21 protein-coding genes and 1 riboswitch are annotated in these 24554 nt (G+C 68.4%); of the genes, 7 read left to right on the top strand and 14 right to left on the bottom strand.

The genetic code is table 11. The features are described from left to right. Positions 1–197: 197 nt before the first annotated feature. On the top strand, positions 198–983 hold the full coding sequence (locus AZG88_RS01295) for an IclR family transcriptional regulator (RefSeq protein WP_025431892.1): 786 nt from the start codon (positions 198–200) through the stop codon (positions 981–983). Here the strand turns inward: AZG88_RS01295 and AZG88_RS01290 are convergent. The 5 genes from AZG88_RS01290 to AZG88_RS01270 are packed head-to-tail and all read right to left on the bottom strand — an operon-like array spanning position 949 to position 6583. Next, positions 949–1941 carry a glycerate kinase gene (locus AZG88_RS01290; protein ID WP_005244240.1) on the bottom strand — a complete coding sequence of 331 codons (993 nt, stop codon included), beginning with the start codon at positions 1939–1941 and terminating at the stop codon, positions 949–951. The genes AZG88_RS01295 and AZG88_RS01290 overlap by 35 nt on opposite strands. Continuing rightward, positions 1938–2933, bottom strand: a complete 996-nt coding sequence (locus AZG88_RS01285; protein WP_061696810.1) for a 2-hydroxyacid dehydrogenase — start codon at positions 2931–2933, stop codon at positions 1938–1940. Before AZG88_RS01285 ends, AZG88_RS01290 begins: the two co-directional genes overlap by 4 nt. Continuing rightward, positions 2930–3868 carry a hydroxymethylglutaryl-CoA lyase gene (locus tag AZG88_RS01280; RefSeq protein WP_005244236.1) on the bottom strand — a complete coding sequence of 313 codons (939 nt, stop codon included), beginning with the start codon at positions 3866–3868 and terminating at the stop codon, positions 2930–2932. The genes AZG88_RS01285 and AZG88_RS01280 overlap by 4 nt, the downstream gene beginning before the upstream one ends. Continuing rightward, positions 3865–5118, bottom strand: coding sequence for a CaiB/BaiF CoA transferase family protein (locus AZG88_RS01275; protein WP_061696809.1), 1254 nt, complete (start codon positions 5116–5118; stop codon positions 3865–3867). The genes AZG88_RS01280 and AZG88_RS01275 overlap by 4 nt, the downstream gene beginning before the upstream one ends. Before the next feature lie 25 nt (positions 5119–5143). Then, the gene (locus AZG88_RS01270) at positions 5144–6583 is read right to left on the bottom strand and encodes a GntP family permease (RefSeq protein WP_005244232.1); all 1440 of its coding nucleotides are present in this window, start codon (positions 6581–6583) and stop codon (positions 5144–5146) included. A gap of 170 nt (positions 6584–6753) precedes the next feature. On the opposite strand from AZG88_RS01270, the gene AZG88_RS01265 reads away from it, so the two are divergent. After that, on the top strand, positions 6754–7761 hold the full coding sequence (locus AZG88_RS01265; protein ID WP_005244230.1) for an AraC family transcriptional regulator: 1008 nt from the start codon (positions 6754–6756) through the stop codon (positions 7759–7761). Positions 7762–7804: 43 nt separating this feature from the next. Here the strand turns inward: AZG88_RS01265 and metE are convergent, their stop codons facing one another. From metE to AZG88_RS01240, 5 genes are all read right to left on the bottom strand, one after another. Next, positions 7805–10066 carry a 5-methyltetrahydropteroyltriglutamate--homocysteine S-methyltransferase gene (gene metE / locus AZG88_RS01260; protein ID WP_061696808.1) on the bottom strand — a complete coding sequence of 754 codons (2262 nt, stop codon included), beginning with the start codon at positions 10064–10066 and terminating at the stop codon, positions 7805–7807. A gap of 127 nt (positions 10067–10193) precedes the next feature. Beyond that, a riboswitch (cobalamin riboswitch) is annotated at positions 10194–10384 on the bottom strand. A gap of 140 nt (positions 10385–10524) precedes the next feature. Beyond that, positions 10525–11133 carry a response regulator transcription factor gene (locus tag AZG88_RS01255; protein WP_061043544.1) on the bottom strand — a complete coding sequence of 203 codons (609 nt, stop codon included), beginning with the start codon at positions 11131–11133 and terminating at the stop codon, positions 10525–10527. Continuing rightward, positions 11130–12245 (bottom strand): sensor histidine kinase, encoded by a 1116-nt coding sequence (locus tag AZG88_RS01250; RefSeq protein ID WP_231913757.1) that lies wholly within the window; start codon positions 12243–12245, stop codon positions 11130–11132. Before AZG88_RS01250 ends, AZG88_RS01255 begins: the two co-directional genes overlap by 4 nt. Positions 12246–12264: 19 nt before the next feature. Beyond that, entirely contained in the window at positions 12265–13041 is a 777-nt protein-coding gene (locus AZG88_RS01245; RefSeq protein WP_061696806.1) for an ABC transporter permease, read from the bottom strand. Next, on the bottom strand, positions 13041–13988 hold the full coding sequence (locus tag AZG88_RS01240) for an ABC transporter ATP-binding protein (RefSeq protein ID WP_005244221.1): 948 nt from the start codon (positions 13986–13988) through the stop codon (positions 13041–13043). Before AZG88_RS01240 ends, AZG88_RS01245 begins: the two co-directional genes overlap by 1 nt. A gap of 281 nt (positions 13989–14269) precedes the next feature. On the opposite strand from AZG88_RS01240, the gene AZG88_RS01235 reads away from it, so the two are divergent. After that, positions 14270–15358 (top strand): 3-deoxy-7-phosphoheptulonate synthase, encoded by a 1089-nt coding sequence (locus tag AZG88_RS01235; RefSeq protein ID WP_005244219.1) that lies wholly within the window; start codon positions 14270–14272, stop codon positions 15356–15358. On the opposite strand, the gene AZG88_RS01230 is transcribed toward AZG88_RS01235, so the two are convergent. The 4 genes from AZG88_RS01230 to manD form a co-directional block, all read right to left on the bottom strand. Continuing rightward, positions 15359–16006, bottom strand: coding sequence for an alpha-ketoglutarate-dependent dioxygenase AlkB (locus AZG88_RS01230; RefSeq protein ID WP_005244217.1), 648 nt, complete (start codon positions 16004–16006; stop codon positions 15359–15361). Between the two features lie 155 nt (positions 16007–16161). Further along, positions 16162–17628, bottom strand: a complete 1467-nt coding sequence (locus AZG88_RS01225) for a mannitol dehydrogenase family protein (protein WP_061696805.1) — start codon at positions 17626–17628, stop codon at positions 16162–16164. Continuing rightward, positions 17625–18569 (bottom strand): sugar kinase, encoded by a 945-nt coding sequence (locus tag AZG88_RS01220; RefSeq protein ID WP_061696804.1) that lies wholly within the window; start codon positions 18567–18569, stop codon positions 17625–17627. The genes AZG88_RS01225 and AZG88_RS01220 overlap by 4 nt, the downstream gene beginning before the upstream one ends. Beyond that, positions 18566–19777 carry a D-mannonate dehydratase ManD gene (gene manD / locus AZG88_RS01215; protein ID WP_061043537.1) on the bottom strand — a complete coding sequence of 404 codons (1212 nt, stop codon included), beginning with the start codon at positions 19775–19777 and terminating at the stop codon, positions 18566–18568. Before manD ends, AZG88_RS01220 begins: the two co-directional genes overlap by 4 nt. A 156-nt stretch (positions 19778–19933) precedes the next feature. On the opposite strand from manD, the gene AZG88_RS01210 reads away from it, so the two are divergent. The 4 genes from AZG88_RS01210 to AZG88_RS01195 all read left to right on the top strand — a co-directional run. Then, a complete protein-coding gene (locus AZG88_RS01210; protein WP_061043536.1) occupies positions 19934–20650 on the top strand; it encodes a GntR family transcriptional regulator in 717 nt (238 codons plus the stop codon). A gap of 239 nt (positions 20651–20889) precedes the next feature. Continuing rightward, positions 20890–22311, top strand: coding sequence for an MFS transporter (locus tag AZG88_RS01205; RefSeq protein ID WP_082764694.1), 1422 nt, complete (start codon positions 20890–20892; stop codon positions 22309–22311). Between the two features lie 96 nt (positions 22312–22407). Then, positions 22408–23790, top strand: a complete 1383-nt coding sequence (locus tag AZG88_RS01200) for an MFS transporter (RefSeq protein ID WP_061696803.1) — start codon at positions 22408–22410, stop codon at positions 23788–23790. Further along, on the top strand, positions 23787–24554 hold a 768-nt coding region (locus AZG88_RS01195; RefSeq protein ID WP_061696802.1), incomplete at its 3' end, for an alcohol dehydrogenase catalytic domain-containing protein. The genes AZG88_RS01200 and AZG88_RS01195, both read left to right, overlap by 4 nt.

Here is a 24554-nt window from a genome sequence, read left to right as displayed (position 1 = left end):
ATTCCCCGAACCGCTGTGTCGGAGAGATGTCTCGGTGGGCGCTCATGCGCCTTTCGTCGACTTGAAATCGAGCATCTTCCATAAGTACCACATCCCCGCCCGTGTGGCGACAGTCAATTCGCCCCAGGTGAGTGCCGAAGTGTGTTCCGCCGTTCGTTGGCACTCACGTGCTGGTGAGGGCGACTATCGTCGAAGGCATGCGAGCGGAAGACGGCGAATTGACCTCCAAGCACCAACCGTTGCTGGTGCTGAGCAAGATCACGGAGATCCTCGATGCGTTCAGCCTGACGCGTCCGTCGATGACGCTGGGCGAGATCCACCAGGCGACGGGTCTGCCGACGTCGACCGTCCAACGGCTGGTCAGCAACCTGGTGGCGCAGGAATTCCTCGACCGGTCCGGCGACCAGATCCGGATCGGCGTGAAGATGGCGTTCTGGGCCGCGACGGCCACCAAGGGACTCGACATACTGGCTGTCGTCACGCCGGTGCTGAAGGAGATCCGCGACGCCACCGGCGAGACCGCCAGCTTCTTCCGGGTCGAGCAGGGCTACCGCGTGTGCGTGGCCATCGCGGAGACCGAGCACGCGCTGCGCCGGAACATGTACGTCGGAAAGATCGTCCCCCTGCCCGCAGGATCGGCGGGGCGGGTGTTGCTCGCCTGGAACCCGGACCTCACCGAACAGGTCCTCGCCGGCCCCATCGAGCCGATGACCGAGGGCACCGTCACCGACACCGCGGTGCTGCGTGAACTGATCCACCAGGCCAAGGCCGACGGATACGCCATCACCGCGGGCGAGCGGGAGGACAGCGCCTCGGGACTGGCTGCGCCCGTGTTCGATTCGTCCGCCGACGTGATCGGTGCTCTGGCGATCAGCGGGCCGACACTGCGCATGCCACGCGAACAGTGCGAGAAATGGGTGGATCTGCTCGTCGGCAGCGCCGAGCAGGTCACCCGGACGCTGGGTGGCCGCTACCCGTCATGAGCTGCGCCGCGATCGCGCGGCCGGCTTCGTGCATGGCCACGGCGTCCGTGGCGACGAGGACGCCGGCGAACCGGGACCGGTAGCCGCCGAGATCGTCGCCGACGGAGCCGACGACGGCGTACACCGGTGTGGCGCCCGCGCGGGCGAGGATCGCGGAGATGATCTTGCCCGCTTTCGTCTGCCCGTCGAGCCTGCCCTCACCGACGACGATCGCCGACGCGTCCGCGGTCAGGGTGTCGAAGCCGATCACGTCGAGGATGTAATCGGCGCCCGAGCGTAGTTCGGCGCCGTACCGCGCCCACATCCCGCCGGAGAACCCGCCCGCCGCACCGGTCGCGTCGACACCCGACGGGTCGCGGGGCAGGGCCCGCGCCTTCGCCTCGAGTTGCCGCGTGAGGACCTGCACGGCGCCCGAGTCGGCGCCCTTCTGCGGTCCGAACACCCTGGCGGCGTCGACATACCGGGTGGTGACGTCGGTCAGCACGGTGACGGCGGCGCCCCGGAGTCCGCCGCCCGCCTCGATGGCGGCGATGGCCCCGGTGCCTCCGTCCGTGGTCGCGGACCCGCCGGCCGCGACGACGATGTGCCGGGCACCGCGCCGGGCGGCGTCGGCGACGAGCATCCCGGTGCCGTAGGTGGTGGCGGTGATCGGGTCGCGGGGGCCGTCGTGCGGCGTGGTGATCCCGGAGGCTGCGGCGATCTCGATGACCGCGGTGCCGTCGTCGGACAGTCCGTACGTCGGCCGGCACGGGCTGCCCCAGGGGTTGCGGGACCGGGTGGTGACCGGGCGCAGTCCGAGGGGGACGGTGAGAACGTCGAGGGTGCCCTCGCCGCCGTCGGCGACCGGCAGCCTGATCGCGGTGCCGCCGGACGACTCGACCCCGCCGGCGACCGCGTCGGCGACCTCGCCTGCGGTATAGGTGCCTTTGAAACTGTCGGGGGCGATCAGAACCGTCATGAGTTCCACGCTTCCGGGTTGACCGGATGCGGGGGAATCCGGTTCTGCGCCATGGCCACAGCGTTCTCGGCGCACAATCTCGCCATGTCGGCGCGCACCGACACCGTGGCGCTGCCGAGGTGGGGGAGCAGCACTGTGTTCGACAGTTCCGCGAGTCCCGGGGCGAGCGCGGGTTCGTCCTCGTAGACGTCGAGCCCGGCCCCGGCGATCTCCCCGGACTTCAGGGCGGCGACCAGGGCGGTTTCGTCGACGACGGGACCGCGGGCCGTGTTGATCAGGATCGCGGTGGGTTTCATCGCCGTCAGCACGCCCGCATCGACCAGGTGGCGGGTCTGCGCGTTGAGGGGCACGTGCAGCGACAGGTAGTCGCTGGTGGCGACGAGGGTGTCCCAGTCGGTGTGGGTGACGAGTCCGGCGAACTCCCCGAGTTCCTCGTCTGTCACCGGCCGGTCGCCGGGAGGCCGGGGGCAGAACTGCACCTGCATGCCGAAGGCCAGTGCCCGTTTCGCGGTCGCCCGCGCGATCCGCCCGAACCCGGCGAGACCGAGCGTGCGTCCCGAAACGTCCTGGCCGAGGAGCAGGTTCGGTTCCCATCCGGTGAACCGTCCGGCGCGGACGAACGTGTCGGCCTCCACGGCGCGGCGGGCGGTGGCCATGATCAGCAGCATCGCGACGTCGGCGGTGGCGTCGGTGAGCACACCGGGTGTGTTGCCGACGAGTATCGAGTTCGCGGTGGCCGCCCCGATGTCGACGTTGTTGTACCCGACCGCGTAGTTGGAGATCCCGCGGATCTTCGCCGCGGCCAGGAGGTCGGCGTCGAACGTGTCGCGAAGCTGGGACACCACGACGTCGTAGTCGCCGGACACGCAGACCTCCCGCAGCCGGGCGGCGTCCGGAAGTTCTTCGGGGACATCGACGCTGCCCGCGGCGCGCAGCAGCGTGAGAGCGGGTTCGGGGATCGGAGTGGTGACGTAGAACCGGGCGCCGCTCATCGGCCGCCGCCGATGACCCACTCGAACGCGGTGGCATTGGAGCGTGCGCCCTGCGCGGCCTTGGACCGGTTGGCTTCGCCGAGTTCGGCGAGGGTCTTCTCGGACAGTTCCACGAGCGATCCGAATGTGGTGGGGTTCAGCCAGTCCGGTCGGGTGGCGAACAGCAGGTCCTCGCTGGCGGTGTTGCCGCTGGCGCCGGGTGCGAACGGGCAGCCGCCGAGTCCGCCGAGGGCGCCGTCGACGGTCATCGCGCCGGCCGCGACCGCGGCGAGACTGTTCGCGACCCCCAGCCCCCAGGTGTCGTGGCCGTGGAAGACGATGCCGCGCTGCGGGGTTTCGAGCCGGACCCGGGAGACGAGCGAGTACACCTCGGCGGGGACGGCCTGGCCGAGGGTGTCACAGACGACGACGTCGACGGCGCCGTGGGCGCGCGGATCGTTGGCGATGTCGATGACCCGCTGCTCGGGCACCCGGCCCTCGAACGGGCAGGTGAACGACGTCGCGATGCACAGTTGGATGCTGCCGCCGACCTCCTGCGCGAGTTCGATCGCGGCGGGCATCGCGGCGAGGCTGTCCTCGGTGGAACGTCCGATGTTCGCCTGGTTGTGGGAATCGGAGGCGGAGAAGCAGTACTGGAAATGGCGTGCGCCGGCGGCGGCGGCCTTCTCCACGTGCCGGGGCGTCGCCACCCACACCCAGCAGTGGTCCAGTTCCTGCGGGGTCAGTTCCGAGATCACCTCGACGGTGTTCGCCATCGGCGGGACGAGGTCGGGGCGGGCCATCGACCCGATCTCGAGCGCGGGCACGCCGAGTTCGAGGAGCCGCCGGGCGATCTCGAGCTTCCGGGCGGTGGGCAGCATCTTGCCCGTCAACTGCAATCCGTCGCGCAGGGTGACGTCGCGGAGCAGGGTGCGTGATTCGAAGGACTGCGTCATGAGAGGCCACCTACTGTGTCGTTGACGATGGAGTCGATCTGTTCCGGGGTCTTGCCGAGCAATGTTTCGAGGACCTCCCGGGTGTGCTCGCCGAGGTCCGGTCCGACACTGCGGATGGGCAGTGACTTGCCGCCGATGACCGGGACGATGCCGGGGAATCCGACCTGCTTCGGCTCGGCCTCACCGGTGTCGACGGTGAACTGCTGAATCATGTTGCGGGCGGCGTACTGCTCGTCGCTGCAGATGTCGGCGGCGGTGTTGATCGGACCCGACGGCACCCCGGCCGCATCGAGGATCTTCAGCGCCTCGTCGCGCGAGTACTGGATCGTCCACTCACCGATCGCCGCGTCCAGTTCGTCGCGGCGCGCCCACCGACCGGCGTTGGTGGACAGATCCGGGTCGGCGCCGAGGTCGGGGCGGCCGATGGTGTCCATGTAGCGCTGGAAGATGGCGTCACCGTTGCCGGCGATGATGATGCTGTCGCCGTCGCTGCAGATGTAGGCGTTCGACGGGGCGATGCCCTCCATCCGGCCGCCGACGCGTTCGCGTTTGATGCCGTACGCGAGGTAGTCGGGAATCAGCGATTCCATCATCGACAGGATCGATTCGTTGAGTGCGACGTCGATGATCCGATGTGGCAGGGACGGACCCTGGGTTCCGGCGACCTTCGCGGCCTCACGCTGGAACAGGGCCATCACCGCCCCGAACGCCGCGTAGAGGCCGGCGATCGAGTCGCCGATCGACACCCCCACCCGCACCGGTGGCCGGTCCGGGTCGCCGACGAGCTCACGGAATCCGCCGGCGGCCTCCGCGACCGCGGCGAACCCCGGCCGCTGCGACATCGGCCCGGTCTGCCCGAACGCCGAGATACGGGTGATCACCAGGTCCGGATTGGCCGCGTTCAACGCTTCCGGTCCGATGCCCCACTTCTCCAGGGTGCCGGGCCGGAAGTTCTCCAGCAGGATGTCGCACTTGGCGGCGAGGTCCAGGACGAGTTGCCGGCCCTCCTCGGTGCGCAGGTCCAGCACGATCGACTTCTTGTTGCGGTTGATCGTGCGGTACAGCATCGAGGTGTCGCCGGAGTAGAGCCGCCAGTTGCGCAGTTCGTCGCCGGTCTTCGGGCGCTCCACCTTGATGACCTCGGCCCCGAAGTCGGCGAGCATCCGGCCCGCGGTCGGAGCGGCGATGTAGTTACCGAGCTCGAGTACCCGAACCCCGTCGAGTGGCCGAATGGTGTTGTCGGAGAACATGGTGATCCTTAACTGATAGTGACGCTCAGAGAACGAGGCTCATGGGCAGGACGAGCAGTATTGCGACGACCGATGCCACCGATACTCCCACCGAACACGTCTTCAGCGTGCCTCGTGTGGTCTGACCCATCAAGGACTGCAGCAGCCAGAAGGTGTTGCTGGTGACGTGCACCGCGAACAGGGAGCCGGCGCCGGCCGCGAGGGCGATGAGGACGGGGTCGAGGCCGAGGGTCGGGGCGATGGGTGCGAGGACGCCCGCGGCGGTGATGGCGGAGATGGTCACCGAGCCGACGGCGACGTGCAGGACGGCGGCGATCACCCACACCATCAGCAGCGGAGCGGCGTGATTGGCGGTGAAGTACTTGCCGAGGATGTCACCGAGACCGGCCGCGGCGATGGTCGCTGCGAGGGACCCGCCGACACCGGTGAGGATGAGGATCTGGCCGCTCTCGCTGAAACCGCTGGCGATCGCCTTCTGGACACGGTGCTGGCCGACGGTGAGGCGTCCGACGAAGCTGGTGCCGATCAGTCCGATCAGCAGCGCGATGAGCGGCTCCGACACGAACGCGACGACCGGATTGCTGATCTCGGCGATGTCCAGGATCGCGCCGGTCGCGATGAGCAGGAGGGAGACGAGCAGCGGAGCGAGGAGCAGGATCAGGGGGCGGTCGTGTTCCGCGCGCTCGGCCGTGACCTCGGTGACGGTCGCGGCGCGCTGCGCCTGGGCGACGCCTCCGCCGGCCTCGGGCCGAGGGGTGGTCCCGCCGCTGCCGCCGTCGGTCCACTCGTCTTCTTCGTCGTCGACGACCGTCTGATGGAAGTGCTCCTCGTCCTTCTCCGGGTTCCACCAACCGCGGGTGAACAGGAACGACATGATCGCGACCGAGATCGCCACGGTCGGGATCACCAGGATCAACCCGAAGATCAGCATCTTGCCGAGCGGCACACCGAGAAGTCCGGCGAGGGCGAGGGCGCCGACACCGGGAACCATCAGCACGATGCCGCACTCCAGGCCGATGGCGAGGGCGGTGGCCATGCGTGCGGTCCCGACCCGGCCGACCTTCGGTGCGAGGTTGCGGGCGAGCGGGGCAGAGATGACGAGCAGGACGTCGAGGAAGATGGACTGCAGCAACGTCGCGATCGTCAGCGACATCGCATAAGGCATTCGTTTCGGCCCGAACACTCGCAGAAGTGTTCCGACCAGGCGCTGGATCGCGCCCATTTCTTTCAACATGGCGCCCATCAGGACGCCGAAGGCGATCAGAAGTCCCACTTCGGCCATGATGTCGCCGAAACCGGTGCTGATGACTTCCACCGTTTCGGCCGTGCCGAGTCCCGTCGTGAGTCCGAGGTAGGCGGATCCGACGACCAGTGACACCACTGGGTTGAACTTGAAACGCACGATCATCAGAACGACCGCCGCGACGGCGACCGTGGTGTTGATCAGGATTGCTACGTCTGACATGTGCGCGTCCTTATCGAGGAGGCGGGTAGTGACTGGTGTCACAGGTACACCCATATTATGAGCACACACTCACGATATAAGCAATGGCCTCCGGCCACCCGTGCGCCTTTCCGGTTGTTCCGGCAACCAGAAAGGCGCACGGGGGCCGAAGGCCCTGGAATACTCGACGCATGGTCGTGCTGGATCCGTTTGCGGTGGGACGGCCGACCGCCGCCGAGCGCAGAACGTCGGAGGACTGGAGCGAGATCCAACTCTGGTCCGACCGCGTGTACATGCCCTATGTCGTGCGTCCGCTCGGTGTCGGGCTGTCACCCCGGTCGAGCATGTACTCCACGAAGATCGGCGACATCACCGTCACCCGGTTCTCCTACGGAATCCCCGTGTCGGTCGGCGACTTCTCGTCCGACGCCGGAAACGCGCTCGTTCTCACGACCATCCGGGGCAACGCCCGGCACCACCTCGACCACGACGCCACCGCGGACACACCGGTAGGTGACACGTTCGTCGCCGACTGCAGTCGCGTCGACTACCTCGTCGAGTTCTCTCCCGACCACGTCCAGCTCAATCTCACCGTTCCCCACGGGTTGCTCACGGACACGGCTGTGCGCTGGTGGGGATTCGACCCCGGAGATCTTCTCTGGCAACGCAAATGCGTCATCGGGGGCGGTGGATCCGGCTGGCAGGCGCTGCTCGGGTACGCGATGCGGACGACGGGAGAGCTACCGGGACACGCCACCGAGGGGCGCATCGGACTCAACCTGCAGGAGTTGCTGGTCGGGCACCTGCTCACCGAATGGGCGGCTCGCGCCGGAGTGGACCCGGACAGGTCCACCGGCCCGGCGGCGCCCGGCTATGTGCGGCACGCCGTCCAATACATCCGGGAGTACGCCCGCGAACTGCCGACCGCCTCCGACATCGCCGACGCGGTGGGTGTCAGTGTCCGCACCCTGTCCGGGTCGTTCCGGAAATACCTGGACACCACCCCGGCCGAGTACGTGCGTGAGCAGCGCCTCCAGGGCATCCGGGAGGAACTGCTCGCCGCATTGCCGGGTGAGACCGTCGCCTCGATCGCCGGCGCGTGGGGATACGTCAACCTCGGCCTCTTCGCGGCCGCCTACCGTCGCCGGTTCGGTGAGAATCCATCGCAGAGCAGGGCCTTCGGCCCCGTGAGTGGTTGACGAGTCCAGAGACTCCTCAACCGCTCACGGGCGGCGGAGCCGCCTACAGCTCCGCGCGGACCAGCTTCGCCGCGTCGACGAGGTTGCGCAGCGACGCCTCGACCTCGGCGGGACCGCGGGTCTTCAGGCCGCAGTCGGGGTTGACCCACAGCCGTTCCACCGGCACCGCCTTCAGCGCCTCCCGCAGCGACGCCGCGATCTCCTCGACACCGGGCACCCGCGGCGAGTGGATGTCGTACACGCCCGGGCCGACGCCGAGATCGAAGCCGACGGCGTTGAGGTCGTCGAGGACCTCCATGTGCGAGCGCGCGGCCTCGATGGAGGTGACGTCGGCGTCGAGCCTCGCGATGGCCTCGATGACCTCACCGAACTCCGAATAGCAGAGGTGGGTGTGGATCTGCGTCGAGTCCGAGACCCCGGACGTCGCGAGACGGAACGCCCCGACCGACCAGTCGAGGTACGCCGGCTGAGCCGCGGCCCGCAGGGGCAGCAGTTCGCGCAGCGCGGGCTCGTCCACCTGGACGATTCGGATGCCCGCGCCCTGCAGGTCCACCGTTTCGTCGCGGATGGCCAGCGCCACCTGGTTGGCCGAGTCGGCCAGCGGCTGGTCGTCGCGCACGAACGACCACGCCAGGATCGTCACCGGACCGGTGAGCATGCCCTTCACCGGACGCCGCGTGAGTGACTGCGCGTACGTGATCCACTGGACGGTCATCGGGTTGCTGCGGCGCACGTCGCCGTACAGGATCGGCGGGCGGACGCAGCGGCTGCCGTACGACTGCACCCAGCCGTTGTCCGTCGCGAAGAACCCGTCCAACTGTTCGGCGAAGTACTGCACCATGTCGTTGCGTTCCGGTTCGCCGTGCACCAGCACGTCGAGGTCCAGCTTCTCCTGCAGCGCAACCACATCGGCGACCTCGGCGCGCATCCGGTACAGGTACTCGGCCTCGTCGATCTCACCCTTTCGCCGCGCCGCGCGCGCGACGCGGATCTGCGTCGTCTGAGGGTAGGAGCCGATGGTGGTGGTCGGCAGCACCGGAAGCGACAGCGCCGACTGGGCTTCGCGTCGTTCCGCCGCGGGACTGCGCCCCGGATCGGACGCGGTGAGCGCGTCCAGCCGGGCACGGACCGTGGCGTCGTGCAGACGCCTGTCGGTGCTGCGGGTGGACGCCGCCGCGCGGGCGAGCGCGAACTCGTCCTCGACGGATTCACGACCGCTGGTCAGTGCGGTGCCGAGCGCGACGACCTCACGGACCTTCTCGGTGCCGAACGCCAGCCACGACCGCAGCGCCTTGTCGAGGCCGGTCTCCGCGTCGAGCGTGTACGGGACGTGCAGCAGCGAGCACGACGTCGAGACGGCGAGCGAACCGGTGCTGCCCAGCAGGGTGCCGAGCGACGCCAGTGCCGCGTCCAGGTCGGTGCGCCAGATGTTGCGTCCGTCGACGACGCCGGCGACGACGTGCTTGCGGGTCAGATCGGGAACCGTGGCGAGAGTGTCGGATCCGGCGACCAGATCGATCGCGATTCCCTCGACACCGGTCGAGGCGATGGCGGGGAGCGCGTCACCGAGACTGCCGAAGTAGGACGCGACGAGGATCGCCGGCCGCGACGGTGCCGCGGACAACCGGTCGTAGGCACGCTTGGCCGCCGCGATGTCCTCCGGTGTGCGGTCGGCGACCAGCGCGGGTTCGTCGATCTGCACCCACTCGGCGCCCGCGTCGGCGAGCTGACCGAGCAGGTCCGCATACAGCGGGACCAGTTCGTCGAGGCGGTCGAGGAGGGGTGCGTCCGAACCGACGGCCTTCGACAGCAGCAGGAACGTCACCGGACCCACCACCACCGGCCGGGCCGGAATGTCCAGGGCACGTGCGTCTTCGAGTTCGCGGAGCACCTTCGACGGGTCGAGGACGAACGTCGTCGACGGGGAGATCTCCGGCACCAGATAGTGGTAGTTGGTGTCGAACCACTTGGTCATCTCGAGCGGGGCGACCGTGTCGTTGCCGCGGGCGGCGGCGAAGTAGCGGTCGAGGTCGCTCTCGATGCCGGCGACACGGTCGGGCAGGGCGCCGAGCATCGCCGCGGTGTCCAGCACATGGTCGTAGTACGAGAACGTGTTGACGGGCACGGAGTCGAGCCCGGCGTCGCGCAATCTCGTCCAGGTCTGGCGTCGCAGATCCCGGGCGAGAGCGTCGAGCCCTTCGGCGTCGAGGCGGCCGGCCCAGTACGACTCGACGGCCTTCTTCAGTTCGCGATTCGGACCGATGCGAGGTGAGCCCAGCACGGTCGCGGTGAAAGAAAATGTCACGGTATCTCCAGTTGCGTACGCGGTACGGCTACCGCCGGCAAACGGGTACACCTCTCGAGCCCAGGGACGTGCTGCAGCGCGAGAAGGTCTACACGCCCAATCCACGAGGCGGTAACCGTCGGGCACGGCGTGCCCGACACAGTCGGCAGGTCTTCGGACTCGCAGGCAGCCGGTGTGACATCACACCGGACCTAGTGGCCGTCGCTTCCCAGGCTGTGCCCAGTGCATGGTGACGGCGGTCGTTCCTGCTCACCGCTGCGGGACAGTCCCGGATTCTCACCGGGTTCCCTCTCACACGCGGACTCCGGGGAGTCCGATGTGCTTCGACGCCTGGTGCGGTCTTCGGGGCTCCTCACGACCGTGCCGGGCGAACCAGCTGCACCGGCCAGCATAGGCCTCCGGCCCGTGCGCGGTTAAGGGGTCCCTGTACTCGTCAAGCACTCACGGGCGCGAAGGGCCTAGAGCCAGCCGTTCGACTCCGCGGCGCGGACGGCCTCGGCGCGGGTGCTGGCGCCGGTCTTGCCGATCGCCGAGGACAGGTGATTGCGCACGGTACCTGCCGACAGGAACAGTGCGGCCGCGATCGAGGCGACCGGCGCACCGTCCCGCGCCGCCCGCAGCACGTCGGTCTCCCGGTCGGTGAGCGGTGATTCCCCGCTGACGAGACTGTCGGCGGCGAGAGCCGGGTCGACGACGCGCAGTCCGGCATGGACGCGCCGGACGGCGTCGGCGAGCTGCCGGGCCGGGGTGTCCTTCACGACGAACCCCGACGCACCGGCCTGCAGTGCCTTGCGCAGGTACCCGGGACGACCGAACGTCGTCACGATCAGGACGCGGGTCTGCGGCATCTCTGCCCGCAGTGCCGCGGCCGCGGCGATCCCGTCCAGGCCGGGCATTTCGACGTCGAGGAGCGCGACGTCGGGGGAGTGCTCGCGCGCCGCCGCGACGACCTCGTCGCCGCGCCCGACCTCCGCGACGACCGTCAGGTCCGCCTCCAGGTCCAGCAGGGCGGCGAGGGCACCGCGGACGAGTGCCTGATCGTCGGCGAGCAGCAGCCGGATCGTCACGGGACCTCTTCCTTCAGCACGTGCAACGAGAATCCGCCCGGTTGCGGATGGGTGATGACGACCCGGGCTCCGGCGGTGGCGGCGCGCTCCCGCAGGCCCACCAGCCCGTTCCCGTGCACGGATTCGGCGCAGCCGGCGCCGTCGTCGACGACGGTGACCTCGCGTTCGCCCACCGTGACCGAGCAGTGCGTTGCGCCGCTGTGCCGAACCACGTTCGTGACACCCTCGCGGACCGTCCACGCGAACAACTCGCGCAGGCCGGTGGGCACCGACTCGGTGCTGTTGGGCAGCTCGGCCTCGATTCCGGCCGACCGCAACGCTTCCCCGGCCCGGGCGATCTCCACCGGAAGCGACAGCCCCCGGATTCCCTGCACGGCCTGCCGGACGTCCGCGAGCGCGTCGCGGGAAAGGCGTTCCAGGTCTGCCACTTCCGTGCGGGCCCGGTCGAGGTCGATGTCTAGGAGCCGGCCCACGAGTTCGGCCTTGACGGTGATGACGGTGAGGGAGTGCCCGAGGATGTCGTGGAGGTCGCGGGCCATCCGGGTGCGTTCCTCCTGCACTGCGAGTCGTTCGCTCGCTTCCCGTTCCCGGACCAGTTCGATGTTGCGGTTGATCAGCTTGGTCACCCCGAACATCGCGAATGCGGCCGCGCACACGCCCAGCGAGAGCCCGGTGCCAGACCCCCAGTCCATCACCGTGGAGATCACTTCCACGAGAACTGCGACGGTCAGCGCGGTGATCCCGCCGAGCCACGCGGGGAACAGCATGACCGCGGAGACGGCGAGGAAGACGGCGGCGGACAGCCCCGACGACCCGACGGCGACCACCATGACGGCCGCGAGCCCGAACAACGCCACCACCAGCGGTACCGCCTGGTTCAGCGGTGGCCGAAACTCGTTGTGCGCGCGCCGGGTATGCGACCACCGGAACATCGCAAGGTACGTCACCGCGAATGCGAGCGTGGCGATCATCCCGATCCAGCCCCGGAGCTGATCGCGGGCGGCCCACCCGTCGAGGAACGGCTGGAACAGGAAGACCGTCCACGCGGCAGCGAAAATGAATCCGAAACGGCCCCATCGCCTGGTCACGACGGGGCCGTCGGGGGTGGTCACGGCAGTCACGATACCGCCGTCACACTCGCTCGGTGTCGCGCTGGAACCGCCACGCCGTACCGCCGGCGAAGATCGCCAGCCACACCGCGACGTTGAGGAGCCACGTCCACTGCATCGCGTCACCGGTGAGCGGCGCGTGCACCAGCTGACTCAGCCCGTACGTAGGCATGAACTGCGCGATCGACGCCCACACCGAACCGTCCTGCAGCGGCATGAACAGCCCGCCCGCGAAACCGAGCACGGCGAGCCCGGGGCCGAGGATCTGCATGACGTTCTCGCTCGGCAGCAGGTACCCCATGAACAGGCCGAACGCGGCGAACACTGCGGATCCGAGCCAGGTGATCAGGGCCGTCGTGAACCACAGGGACGTGTCCATCCGGACGGACGTGAACGCGCCCACCAGGTAGACGACGCCGACGGCCCCGAGCCCGAGCATCATCGCGACGAGCACCTTGACGAAGATGTAGACCCCGGGGGACAAGGGGGTGAGCCGCAACTGCCGGCTCCATCCCGACGCCCGTTCCACCGACACCATCGCGCCGCCGCTCGTCGTCGCGATCATCGCGCCGTACAGCGCCATGCTGATCATCACGTACGCCGAGACGTTCCCGTTGCCCGCGCTCTCACCCGAGTAGCTCGGGTTCAGGCCGAAGATGAGGAAGAAGACGACCGGCATGACGAGAGTGATGATCATCGTGCGCCGATTGCGCAGCAGCCGGCGCAGTTCGAGTCCGAGGAGGGTGGTGTTGAGTCCGCCGAACGGGGGAACGCGGCGGGGTGCGGCGAGGGTGGTCATCAGTTCGATCCTTCCGTGGCGGAGTCGTCGGAGGTGAGTGCGATGAACGCGTCTTCGAGACCCCGGGAGATGATTTCCAGGTCGCAGGCGGGCGTCTGCGTGAGGAGATGACGCGCGACGGCGTCGGTGTCCCGCGAGTGGACGAGCACGCTGTCGCCGCGTACTTCGATGCTGTCGGCACCGGGAATCGCGAACAACTGGTCCCTGTCGGCGCCCGGGAAGTGGGCGCGCACCGTGCGTCCCGCGGCCAATGCCTTCACCTCGGCAGCGGTGCCGTCGGCCACCACCTTTCCCTTGCGCACCAGCACGATCCGGTCGGCGTAGGCGTCGGCCTCCTCGAGATAGTGCGTCGCGAAGACGACGGTCCGGCCGCTGTTCGCGTCGGCGCGGATCGCCGACCAGAAGTCCCGCCTGCCCTCGACGTCCATGCCCGTGGTCGGCTCGTCGAGGATCAGCAGCTCGGGATCGGAGAGCAGGGCCATCGCGAACCGCAGTCGCTGCTGCTGACCACCGGAACACTTGCCCACCAACCGGTTTCCGAGATCGGCGATGCCGGCCCGGGTGAGGACCTCGTCGACGGGCCGCGTGTCGGCGAACAGGCTCGCGGTGAGCCGGACGGTCTCCTCGACGGTCAGTTCCTTCAGCAGCCCGCCCGTCTGCATGACCGCCGAGACCAGACCTTGCGCGATCGCGGTGCGCGGATCGGTGCCGAACACGGACACCTCACCGGCTGTGGGGCGGGACAATCCGAGGACCATGTCGACGGTGGTGGTCTTGCCGGCGCCGTTGGGGCCGAGGAACGCGACGATCTCGCCGGGCCGGATCTCGAGGTCCAGGCCTCGGACGGCGTGAACGTCACCGAAGTACTTGTGGACGCCGCGCAGGCTGACTGCCGGAGCCGGCGACGCGGAGGCCTTCGTGGAGGTGTGGAGCTCTGTCGATGTCATGCATTCAGCGTGCGATCCGGACGGCCGCCGACCCCCACACGTCCGTCACGACCTCACCGTGACAAATGTCAGGGGCCGGGGTAGGTGTGGCGCCGATCGGGGGCAGCCGTTACTGTGGGCGCCATGCAGCGCGCATATTTCTGGTTTAGCAGGCCGGCCCCGGGTGGGCCGGTCGGCGTAACCACGCGCTGACTTCTTCCACCCCAGAGCCGGATTACAGACCGGCTCGCGGGAATCTCCACAGTCTTCGAGGGCCGGCCTGAGAACAGGAACCCGAACCCATGACTGTCACTATCGACACCACTACCAGCAGTGATCGGCTGGACGACCAGCGCACCGCCAGTATCAGCCCGCTGGTGGCCCCGTCGGTCGTGCGCCGCGAATACGCCCCCGACGACGTCGCGTCCGCAACCGTCCGCTCCGGCCGCGCCGACACGGTGAACGTGCTGAACGGCGACGACGATCGACTGCTCGTCGTGGTGGGCCCGTGCTCGGTGCACGACCCGGACGCCGCCATGGACTACGCCCGCCTGCTCGCCGCGAAGGCCGAGGAATTGCGCGACGACCTGCACATCGTGATGCGGGTCTACTTCGAGAAGCCGCGCACCACGCTCGGCTGGAAGGGTCTGCTCAACGACCCGCACCTGGACGGCACGTTCGACATCGACACCGGGATCCGCATGGGCCGCAAGCTGCTGCTCGACGTGTCCTCGCTCGGCCTGCCGGTCGGCTGCGAGTTCCTCGACCCGATCATGCCGCAGTACATCGCGGACCTCGTCACGTACGGCGCGATCGGTGCCCGCACTGCCGCCAGCCAGGTGCACCGGCAGCTGTGCAGCGCGCTGTCGATGCCGGTCGGGATCAAGAACTCGACGGAGGGTGACGTGCAGGTGGCCGTCGACGGTACCCGCGCCGCCGCGGCGAGCCACGTGTTCCCCGGCACCGACCTCGACGGGCAGGCCGCGCTGATCCGCACGGTCGGCAACCCCGACTGCCACGTCATCCTCCGCGGGGGCAGCGACGGACCGAATTACGACGCGGAGACGGTGGCGGACACGCTCGCCCGGCTGCGCAAGGGCGGTCTGCCGGAGCGGGTCGTCATCGATGCCAGCCACGGCAACAGCAGCAAGAACCACGAGAAGCAGGTCGACGTGCTGAACGACATCGCGGTGCGGCTCGAGGAGGGCGAGAAGGGGATCGTCGGTGTGATGGTGGAGAGCTTCATCGAAGCCGGTCGTCAGGACCTCACGCTCGGAAAGGCCGAGGACCTCACGTACGGCCAGTCCATCACCGACGCGTGCATCGACTGGAGCACGACGGCGGCGCAGCTGGACCGTCTCGCGCAGGCAGTGGCCGCACGTCGGAAGTGATCACCGCACGCCTCTCGTGCGGAACTGCACGCTGATCCGCGGTCCGAGCGGGCGGGTGCTCTTCGGTACGCAATGCTCCCAGGTGCGCTGGCAGGAACCACCCATCACCAGCAGGTCACCGTGGCCGAGCGAGTACCGGATCGAGTGCCCGCCGCCGCGCGGACGCAGCAGCAGCGGACGCGCGGCGCCGAGCGAGAGGATGGCGACCATGGTGTCTTCGGTGCGGCTGCGGCCGGTGTCGTCGCCGTGCCAGGCGACGCTGTCGGAGCCGTCGCGATAGAAGCAGAGTCCGGAAGTGGCGAACTTCTCGCCCAGTTCGGGCAGGTAGTGCGTGCTCAGGGCGTCGCGTGCCGCGACCAGCAGCGGGTCGGGGAGCGGCTCGCCCTCCCGGTAGAACCGGACGAGGCGCGGGACGTCGACCACCCGGTCGTACATCTGGCGCCGCTCCGCCTTCCACGGCACCCTTTCCGCGAGCGTGGTGAACAGCTCGTCGGAGCCGGTCAGCCACCCCGGCCGCACGTCGACCCACGCTCCCGCCGTGAGCGTGCGACGCTGCACAGTCGACCCGAGCGCGCCCAGCTCGACACCGAACGACGCGTCGTCGAACAGTGAAGCCTGGAGCGCATACCGCGCATCCGCGGAAGTCATGCCGCCATGCTACCCGATATTCGAACGTATGTTCACATTGTTTGTGGGGCAGCAGTCGCCGTTCAGACGCGCCCCTTCTTGGTTCACGCAGTACTTTTCGGGGCCTGGAATGGGTGCGTGCTGCGAAGAAGTGGTGCGTCTGTGGGGGAGGGCGGTCACGTTCGTACCTCGTGGTGGAGTGCGGCGTATCCGTGCTGGTGGAGTCCGTCGGCGAGTTCGACCGCGCGGTCGACGAAACGCGAGTCGTCGGCGAGTGCGCTGCCCACCACCGTCGGATCGGTGACGAGGCGGCGCACAGCGACCGGAACGGTGGCTCCCGCAACCAGGTCCCGCAGTTCGCCGGCCCGTGGGTCCGCCAACTCGACCGAGTGGCCGGCGGCGTCGACCGGGTCGATCACGTGCAGTGCCCACGCGGCGACGCCGAGCGTCGCCCACGGTGCCGCTGCGCCCTGGGCGGCACGCGCTGCGACGGTGGCGAGCAGTCGCGGGCCGATCTTCTGGGACCCGTCGGCGGCAACTTGGATCGTGGTGTGCGGCAACGCACTGTTGTCGAAGCGAGCCAGCACCGATTCGCCGTATCCGGCGACATCCATGCCCGGCGGAACGACCAGCGACGGCTGCACGTCGTGCGCGAAGAGTCGACGGCAGGCGTCCGCGAGGACAGGGTCCGTCACCGCCGCGGCGATCGAGCGGTACCCCAGCCGCAGGCCGAGGTACGCCAGTATCGAGTGCGCGGCGTTGAGCATGCGGAGCTTGAGTTGTTCCCACGGTGCGGCGTCGTCGACGAACTGCGCTCCTGCAGTGGACCAGTCGGGTGCGGGCCCGGCGAAACGATCCTCGATCACCCACTGCCGGAACGGCTCGCAGATCACCGGAGCCGCGTCGCGAACCCCGATGCGGCGCTGCAGGTCGGCGATGTCGGCGTCGGTGGTGACGGGCACGATGCGGTCGACGACCGTCGATGGGAACGTCACCATCGCGGACGCCAGGGCGTCGGTGGTGGCGTCGAGTCCGGCCTCCGCCGCGAAGTCGCGGACGAGGCCTTCGAGGAGTCGGCCGTTGTCGGGCAGGTTGTCGCAGGAGACGACGGTGAGCGGGCCCGCTCCCGCGGCCGCCCGCCGCGCGATGGCGTGCGCGAGGGCGGCAGGCACCGTCCGGGGTGTGCGTCCTGCGAGGTCGGCGCGTACCTCGGGGTCGTCGACACGGAGGATCCCCCTCACCGGATCGTGGCGGTACCCCTTCTCCGTGACGGTGAGGGTCACGATGTGGACGGTAGGGTCGGCGATGCGGTCGATCACGGAACCCGGATCCGCGGCCGCATTCCCGACTTCGCGGAGAACGCCGACAGTGCGTGGCGGCGTGGCGTCCGCGCAGCGTTCGACCACCGTATAGAGGCCGTCCTGCGGTGCCAACCGCGCGGCCGCGGCGCCGCTGCGCTGGGTGAAAGCGGCAATCCCCCAACGGCTGTCGCCCGTGTTCCGAATCGCGTCCTCGGTGTAGACGGCCTGGTGGGCGCGGTGGAAGGCGCCCAGACCGAGGTGCACCTGGCCGATGGTCAGACTCCGCGGGTCGGGATCGGGTGGTGTCGCACGGCCGTAGGTTCCGTAGCGCAGGCCTGTCATGCCGATACCCCGCTGTGTGAAGCGGCGTGCGTGCGCACCACGTCGAGTGGTGCGATTCCGCCGCTGCCGCCTGCTCCGCCGACGGCCAGCGACGCGGCGGCGGCACCGAGGCGGACCGCCGTGCGCAGGTCGTCGCCGAGGGCGAGTCGCGCGGTCACGGTACCGGCGAATACGTCGCCGGCACCGGTCTGGTCGACCACGGCCGGTGCGGGGAACGCAGGCTGCCAGTGCACGGTGTCGACGTGGACGCCGGTGGCGCCGCAGGTGACGGCGACGGCGCCCGCGCCCGCGGCACGCAACAGTGCGGCAGCCTCCGCCGGGCTCTCGGTTCCCAGTAGTGTCGCGCACTCGTGCGGCGCCGACGGGGTGACGAGGGCGCAGTGCGGCGCGATCTCGCGGAGAACGGCGCCCGCCTCCTGGGGAGTGGTCAGTCGTTGCCGGTAGTTCGGGTCGTACACGAAGCGCTGAGATCGACGGGCAGCCTCGAGCACGGCCGTCCGCGCTGTGGCCGACAGCGCCGCCGCTATCCCGCTGACCAGCACCGCGCCCGCGTTCTCGAGCAGCCCTTCGGGCAGGTCGTCGGGGCTGAGCCGGGACGCGGCGGAACCGCCCCGGGCGTAGCAGAACTGGCGTTCGCCGAGTGGGTCGGCGTACTGGACGTACATGCCCTGGAAGCTGTCGTCGCGGCGGACGAAGCGCGTGTCGGCGCCCATCTCGGCGAGCCGGTCGATGACCGCGGTGCCGAGTTCGTCGCGGGATACGCGGGTGATGACGGCGACCTGGGCGCCGGCGGCCACGGCCGCGGCGGCGGTGTTCACGACGTCACCGGATACCCCGAGCCGGCAGTCGATCCCGGCCGTGATCGGACCGTGGGTGCTGATCTCGACCAGGGGTTCACCGAGGACGACGACGTCGACGCCCCGGAAATCGTTGGCGCTCACCAGTCGTGGACCGAACCATCGGTCCGGCGGTTCACCGGAAGGAACTTCGGGTCGTAGGGGAACCGCGCAGCGGCATCTTCGTCGACCTCGACGCCGAGGCCCGGCGCGTCTCCGGGGTGCATCAGACCGTTACGGAAGGTCCAGTTGGTGTGGAAGACCTCCTCCGCCGGTGCGCGGTGGCCCATGTATTCCTGGATACCGAAATTCGGGACCGCCATGTCCACGTGCAGTGCGGCAGCAAACGAGACCGGGGAGAGGTCGCCCGCGCCGTGGGATCCGGTACGCACGCCGTACAACTCGGCGAGGGAGAAGATCTTGCGCAGATGGCTGATGCCACCGGCGTGCGACACCGATGTACGGATGTAGTCGATCAGTCGCTCGGTGATCAGCTGCTGGCAGTCCCAGATCGAGTTGAAGACCTCGCCGACCGCCAGCGGTGTGGTGGTGTGCTGCCGGATCAGCCGGAACGCGTCCTGGTCCTCCGCGGGCGTCGCGTCCTCCATCCAGAACAGGCGATGCTCTTCCAGGTCCTTCCCGAGGCGGCCCGCCTCGATCGGGCTGAGCCGGTGGTGCACGTCGTGCAGCAGATGCACGTCGAAACCGAAGCGCTCGCGGACCGCACCGAGCATGCGGGGTGCGAAGCGCAGGTAGGGGCCGGTCTCCCAGGTCTCCTCCGCGGGGAGATGACCCGACGCCGGCTCGTACAGTCCGGCTCCTCCCCGGTGGACCCCGTACACGGTGTCCATTCCGGGGATGGCGCACTGCGCCCGCACGGCGCGGTACCCGCTGTCGAGATAGCCGGCGAAGTCGTCGAGCATCTCGTCGAGGCTCTCGCCGCTGGCGTGGCCGTAGACCATGACGCCGTCACGGGCGGCGCCGCCGAGCAGTTGGTACACGGGCAGGCCGGCGGCCTTGCCCTTGATGTCCCAGAGTGCGATGTCGACGGCCGCGATCGCGGTCATGGTCACCGGGCCGCGGCGCCAGTACGCACCTTTGTACAGGTACTGCCATGTGTCCTCGATCTGGTGCGCGTCGCGTCCGATCAGCTGTGGGCAGATGTGGTCCCGCAGGTAGGACGCCACCGCGAGTTCGCGGCCGTTGAGGGTGGCGTCGCCCCACCCCACCAGGCCCTCGTCGGTGGTGATCTTCAGGGTGACGTAGTTGCGCCCCGGTGCCGTGATCAGCACGTCCGCGCCGACGATCTTCATGGATTGGTTCTCCTTCGAGGAGGATCGGGCCGTTGGCGGGCTCGACGGGAATCGGCAGTCGCGTCGCCGCAGCGAGTGGCCGCTCGGGCAGTACTTACATACAAGTACTAAATGGCAGCGTATGTCAACAGCTGCGGTATGGAATAGACTGTCGAAATGACGAGTGCAGGGGCGGCCAAGCGGGGTTCGAACCGGGAGCGCGTGTACGCCGAACTGCGGCGACGCATCGTGACGTTGGAGCTCGCGCCTGGGGCCTCGCTGTCCGAGAACGAGCTCGCCGCACAGCTGTCGGTCAGCAGGACGCCGGTCCGTGAGAGCCTGATCCTCCTCGCCGAGGAAGGGCTCGTGCACATCTTTCCGAAGCTCGGCTCGTTCGTGGCGCGCATCGATCCCGAGCGGGTCGCCGATGCGCAGTTCGTGCGCGAGGCCATCGAACTCGCGTCCATCGCGGACGCCGAACAATTGGTGGACGAGCCGGCGATCGCCGAACTGCGGGAGTTGATCGCGGCGCAGAACGCGACGACGGACGTCAACACCTTCTTCGAACTCGACGAGCAGTTCCACAAGTCCCTGCTCGCCGTCGGCGGCCACGGTTCCGCGTGGCGCACGGTCGTCGGCGCAAAGGCTCACCTCGACCGCGCGCGCCGCCTCGGCATCATGGGTGAGAGTTCGCTGCAGTCCCTGGCCTGTGAGCACGCCGCCGTGGTCGACGCGTTGGAAGCGCGGGACGGTGAGCGTGCGGCCGCGGCTCTGCGGACCCATCTTCGCAAGGTGTTCACCGACATCGAGAAGATCCGCGACCGCTCTCCCGAGCTGTTCTCGGACGGCACCGTCACCCGGCCGACGCGCCGGGTCGTGGCCGTCTGGAGCTGATCCCGGGGCGTATCCGCTGTTCGCTCCGCTGTGAGTGACGCTTGTCGAAATCGCATGTTGACAAGATCTGGTTCTCAGGGCTTGTATGTAAGTGAGCCGGTTCACAAGCCGCCGCGGTAATCCACCGGAACGGCGCACCGGACCGGTGCGCGCAGCGACTGCGCCCACCTCCGGTCGCGATCGTGCAGCACGCCCGGCGTCACCGGACCACGACCTCTCACGAGCAAGGAACACATGCGATGACGAACAATGCGGAGACCTCGCCGCGGGCGGGCACCGAAAGGTCGACAACGTTGGACGAGGATCCGTCGCCAGGTGAATGTTCGACAAGCGCGGCGGCGGATGGCGTCGACGATCGGTCCGGGAACGCCGGCTTGCGTCGGACCGTCCTCGCCTCCGTCGTCGGAACGATCGCCGAGTATTACGACTTCTTCATCTACGGCACCGCGTCGGCGCTGGTCTTCAACAAGGTGTTCTTCCCCGATGTCGACCCGCTGGTGGGCACCCTGGCCGCATTCTCGACCTACGCGGTCGGGTTCTTTGCGCGGCCGCTGGGCGGGATCGTGTGGGGGCATGTCGGTGACCGAATCGGTCGCAGGCAGACACTCGTGTTCACCTTGTTGCTGACGGGAATCGGGACTTTCCTGGTCGGTGTGATGCCGACCTACGAGCAGATAGGACTGTGGGCCGCAGTCATTCTCGTCGTCGTCCGATTGATACAGGGGTTCGGTGTCGGTGGCGAACAAGGTGGTGCAGTCCTACTCACAGCGGAAGCGTCGCCGGCGCGGCGGCGGGGGTTCTTCGCCAGCTTCGTCCAACTGGGTTCTCCTGTCGCCTATCTGATCCCGACCGCGCTCTTCGCGGTCCTGCAAGGCGGCATGAGTGAAGAGTTGTTCCTGTCGTGGGGATGGCGAATTCCCTTCTTGCTGAGCGCGATCGTCGTCGTTGTCGGTTTGTACATTCGCCTGCGGGTTCCGGAGACGGAAGTCTTCCGGAACATGAAGGAGCACAGTGGACACCGCCCTGCACCGATTCGAACTCTGTTTCGCGACCACCGCCTGGAAGTTTTCGGCGGTATCGCCGTCAAGTTCGTCGAGGCCGCGATGTTCCCCTTCTACACGATCTTCCTCGTCACGTACGCACGCAGTCAGGATGTGGACGCGTCGGTGGTTCTCGACGCGGTGATCATCGCGATCGTCGCCGAGATCGTCATGATTCCCTTGTGGGGCAAGCTGTCCGACCGGGTGGGACGTAAGCCGGTCTATATCGGCGCTGCGGCATTGAACCTCGTTCTTCTGATCCCCTCCTTCTACGCCGTCCAAACCGGGAACATCGCGGTGATCGCACTGTTGCTGATCGCTGGTCTCGCGATTGGACACGCGGGGACGTACGCGCCCCAGGCGTCCTATTTCCCGGAGCTGTTCCCGTCCTCCGCGCGCTACAGCGGTGTGTCCGTCGTCTGGCAGTTCGGTGCCATGATCGCGAGTGGTCCGTTCACCGTCGTTGCCGCCGCGCTGCTTCTCGCGGGAGACGGGTCGTTCGGATGGGTCGCGGTCTACGTGAGCGTTCTCATCGTCATCAGCATGATCGCACTGACGAAGATGCCGGAAACTGCCGTGCGGCGCCGTGATGGCGCCGAGTACGCCGATTGGTCGCACTGATCGGTCCGTGTCGGCCCACCCATCCACTTCCGTGACGTTCCGTGCGGCGCTCCCGGTGTCACCGGACCACGACCTCACGAGCAAGGAGCACATGCGATGACGAACAATGCGGAGGCCCCACCGAAGGGCGTCGCCGAACGGACGACGCGCGACCTGGCCAAGGCGGCCGTTTCCGGCTGGCTCGGAACCGCCATGGAGTTCATGGACTTCCAGCTTTACTCGCTTGCCGCCGCCATCGTCTTCAACAAGATCTTCTTCCCAGACGTCAGTCCCGCCATCGGTCTGATCGCTGCGATGGCGACTTACGGGGTCGGATATGTGGCACGGTTGGCGGGGGCGATCGTGTTCGGACGCATGGGTGACCGCATCGGCCGCAAGAAGGTCCTGTTCATCACCATCACCATGATGGGTGCCTCGACCACGCTGATCGGTGTGCTGCCGACATACGAGGCGATCGGCATCTTCGCACCGATTCTCCTCGTCGCCCTCCGTCTCATCCAAGGTTTCGGCGCCGGCGCCGAGATCGCGGGTGCCACTACTATGCTGGTCGAGTACGCCCCCACCCCCCGCCGCGGGCTGGTCGCGTCACTGGTCTGCCTGGGCACCAACTCGGGAACGCTCGCGGCGTCCGCACTTTGGGCGCTGCTTCTCGGTGTGCTCAGTGACGAGCAACTCGTCAGCTGGGGCTGGCGTCTGCCGTTCCTGCTCAGCTTCGTCCTGATGATCTTCGCGGTGTGGCTGCGGCGCAACCTCAAGGAAAGCCCGGTCTTCGAAGAACGCCCCGACATCGTGGACGGCGTCGCCCTCTCCCGCGACGAGTTGGAAGCTGTCGCGCAGGAGAATCCGGAGAGTGTCCTCGAGGCGGGACTGCGCGAGCGGAAGGGCAAGGCTTTCCTCGTCGCACTCGGTCTGCGGTTCGGGCAGGCGGGCAACTCCGGCCTCGTGCAGACGTTCCTGGTCGGTTACATCGCGACCACTCTGATGGTCGACCGTTCCATCGCCACCGACGCGATCGTCTACGGTTCCCTGCTCGGCTTTGCCACGATCCCCGTGGTCGGCTGGCTCGGCGACCGTTTCGGCCGCCGTCCCATCTACTTCGCCCTCACCGCGCTGACGATGGTGTTCGCGTTCCCGATGCTGCTCATGGTCACCAGCGGCAACAACGCCGGACTGCTGCTCGCCATGGTGATCGGCCTGAATATCGGCGTGCTGGGGCTGTTCGCCCTGGAGAGCGTCACGATGGCGGAGCTGTTCGGATCGCGGACCCGCTTCACCCAGCTCGCCCTGGCGAAGGAAATCGGCGGAATCGCGGCGACAGCCGTCGGCCCCCTGCTCGCGGCGACGTTCACGGCGATGACAGGAAGCTGGTGGCCCATCGCAGCGATGCTTATCGTGTACTCGCTCATCACCCTGGTCTCCGCCGCGCTCGCCCCGGAGACCCGTGGCCGCGATCTCGTCCGACTGGAGGATGCACTGTGAAAGCCGTTGTCGTACACGGAGCGAAGGACCTTCGGGTCGACGAACTGCCCGACCCGGTGCCAGGGGGCGGGGAAGTGCTCATCGCCATGGAGTGGGGTGGAATCTGCGAATCCGACGTCGCCTACTGGCGACACGGAGCGTCCGGAACGGCCGTGCTCGAGCATCCCCTCGTCCTAGGACACGAGATGGCCGGCCGAGTCGCAGGCACCGGCCCGGGTGTGACGGGCATCGATCTCGGTACCCCGGTCACCGTCCACCCGGCGACACCGGTCGGCAACGAACCTCTTCCGGAACGAATCGCGGGCCGCACCAACCTGTACCCGCGAGTGCGCTACTGCGGTTCCGCCGCATTCACCCCGCACACGGACGGCGGCTTCAGTGAACTCAAAGTCGTCCGGGCCGATCAGATCCGTGCGCTTCCCGACGGGGTCGGAACCGACCGCGGGGCGCTGGCCGAGCCGCTCGCCGTCGCCATGCACGCCGTCGGCCGGGCAGCCGACCTGACCGGTCGAGACGTGCTCGTCAACGGAGCCGGCCCCATCGGCGCGCTCGTCGTCGCCGCGGCGAAGTACGCCGGCGCCCGCACGGTCGTCGCCGCGGACATGGCAGCGGCTCCGTTGGTGATCGCCCGTGCGATGGGTGCTGACAGCGTCGTCGACCTGAGTGCGGGAGAGGAGCTACCCGCGGACGTCGAGATCGTGTTCGAGGCGTCCGGTGCCGCTGCCGCACTCGGCGCGGTGTTGCGTGCCACCGCGCGCGGTGGC

This window comes from Rhodococcus sp. LB1, from assembly GCF_001583455.1.
GTDB lineage: Bacteria > Actinomycetota > Actinomycetes > Mycobacteriales > Mycobacteriaceae > Rhodococcus_F > Rhodococcus_F opacus.
The sequence above is the reverse complement of the archived record's forward strand: the minus strand, read 5'-3'. Positions and strand labels throughout refer to the sequence as shown.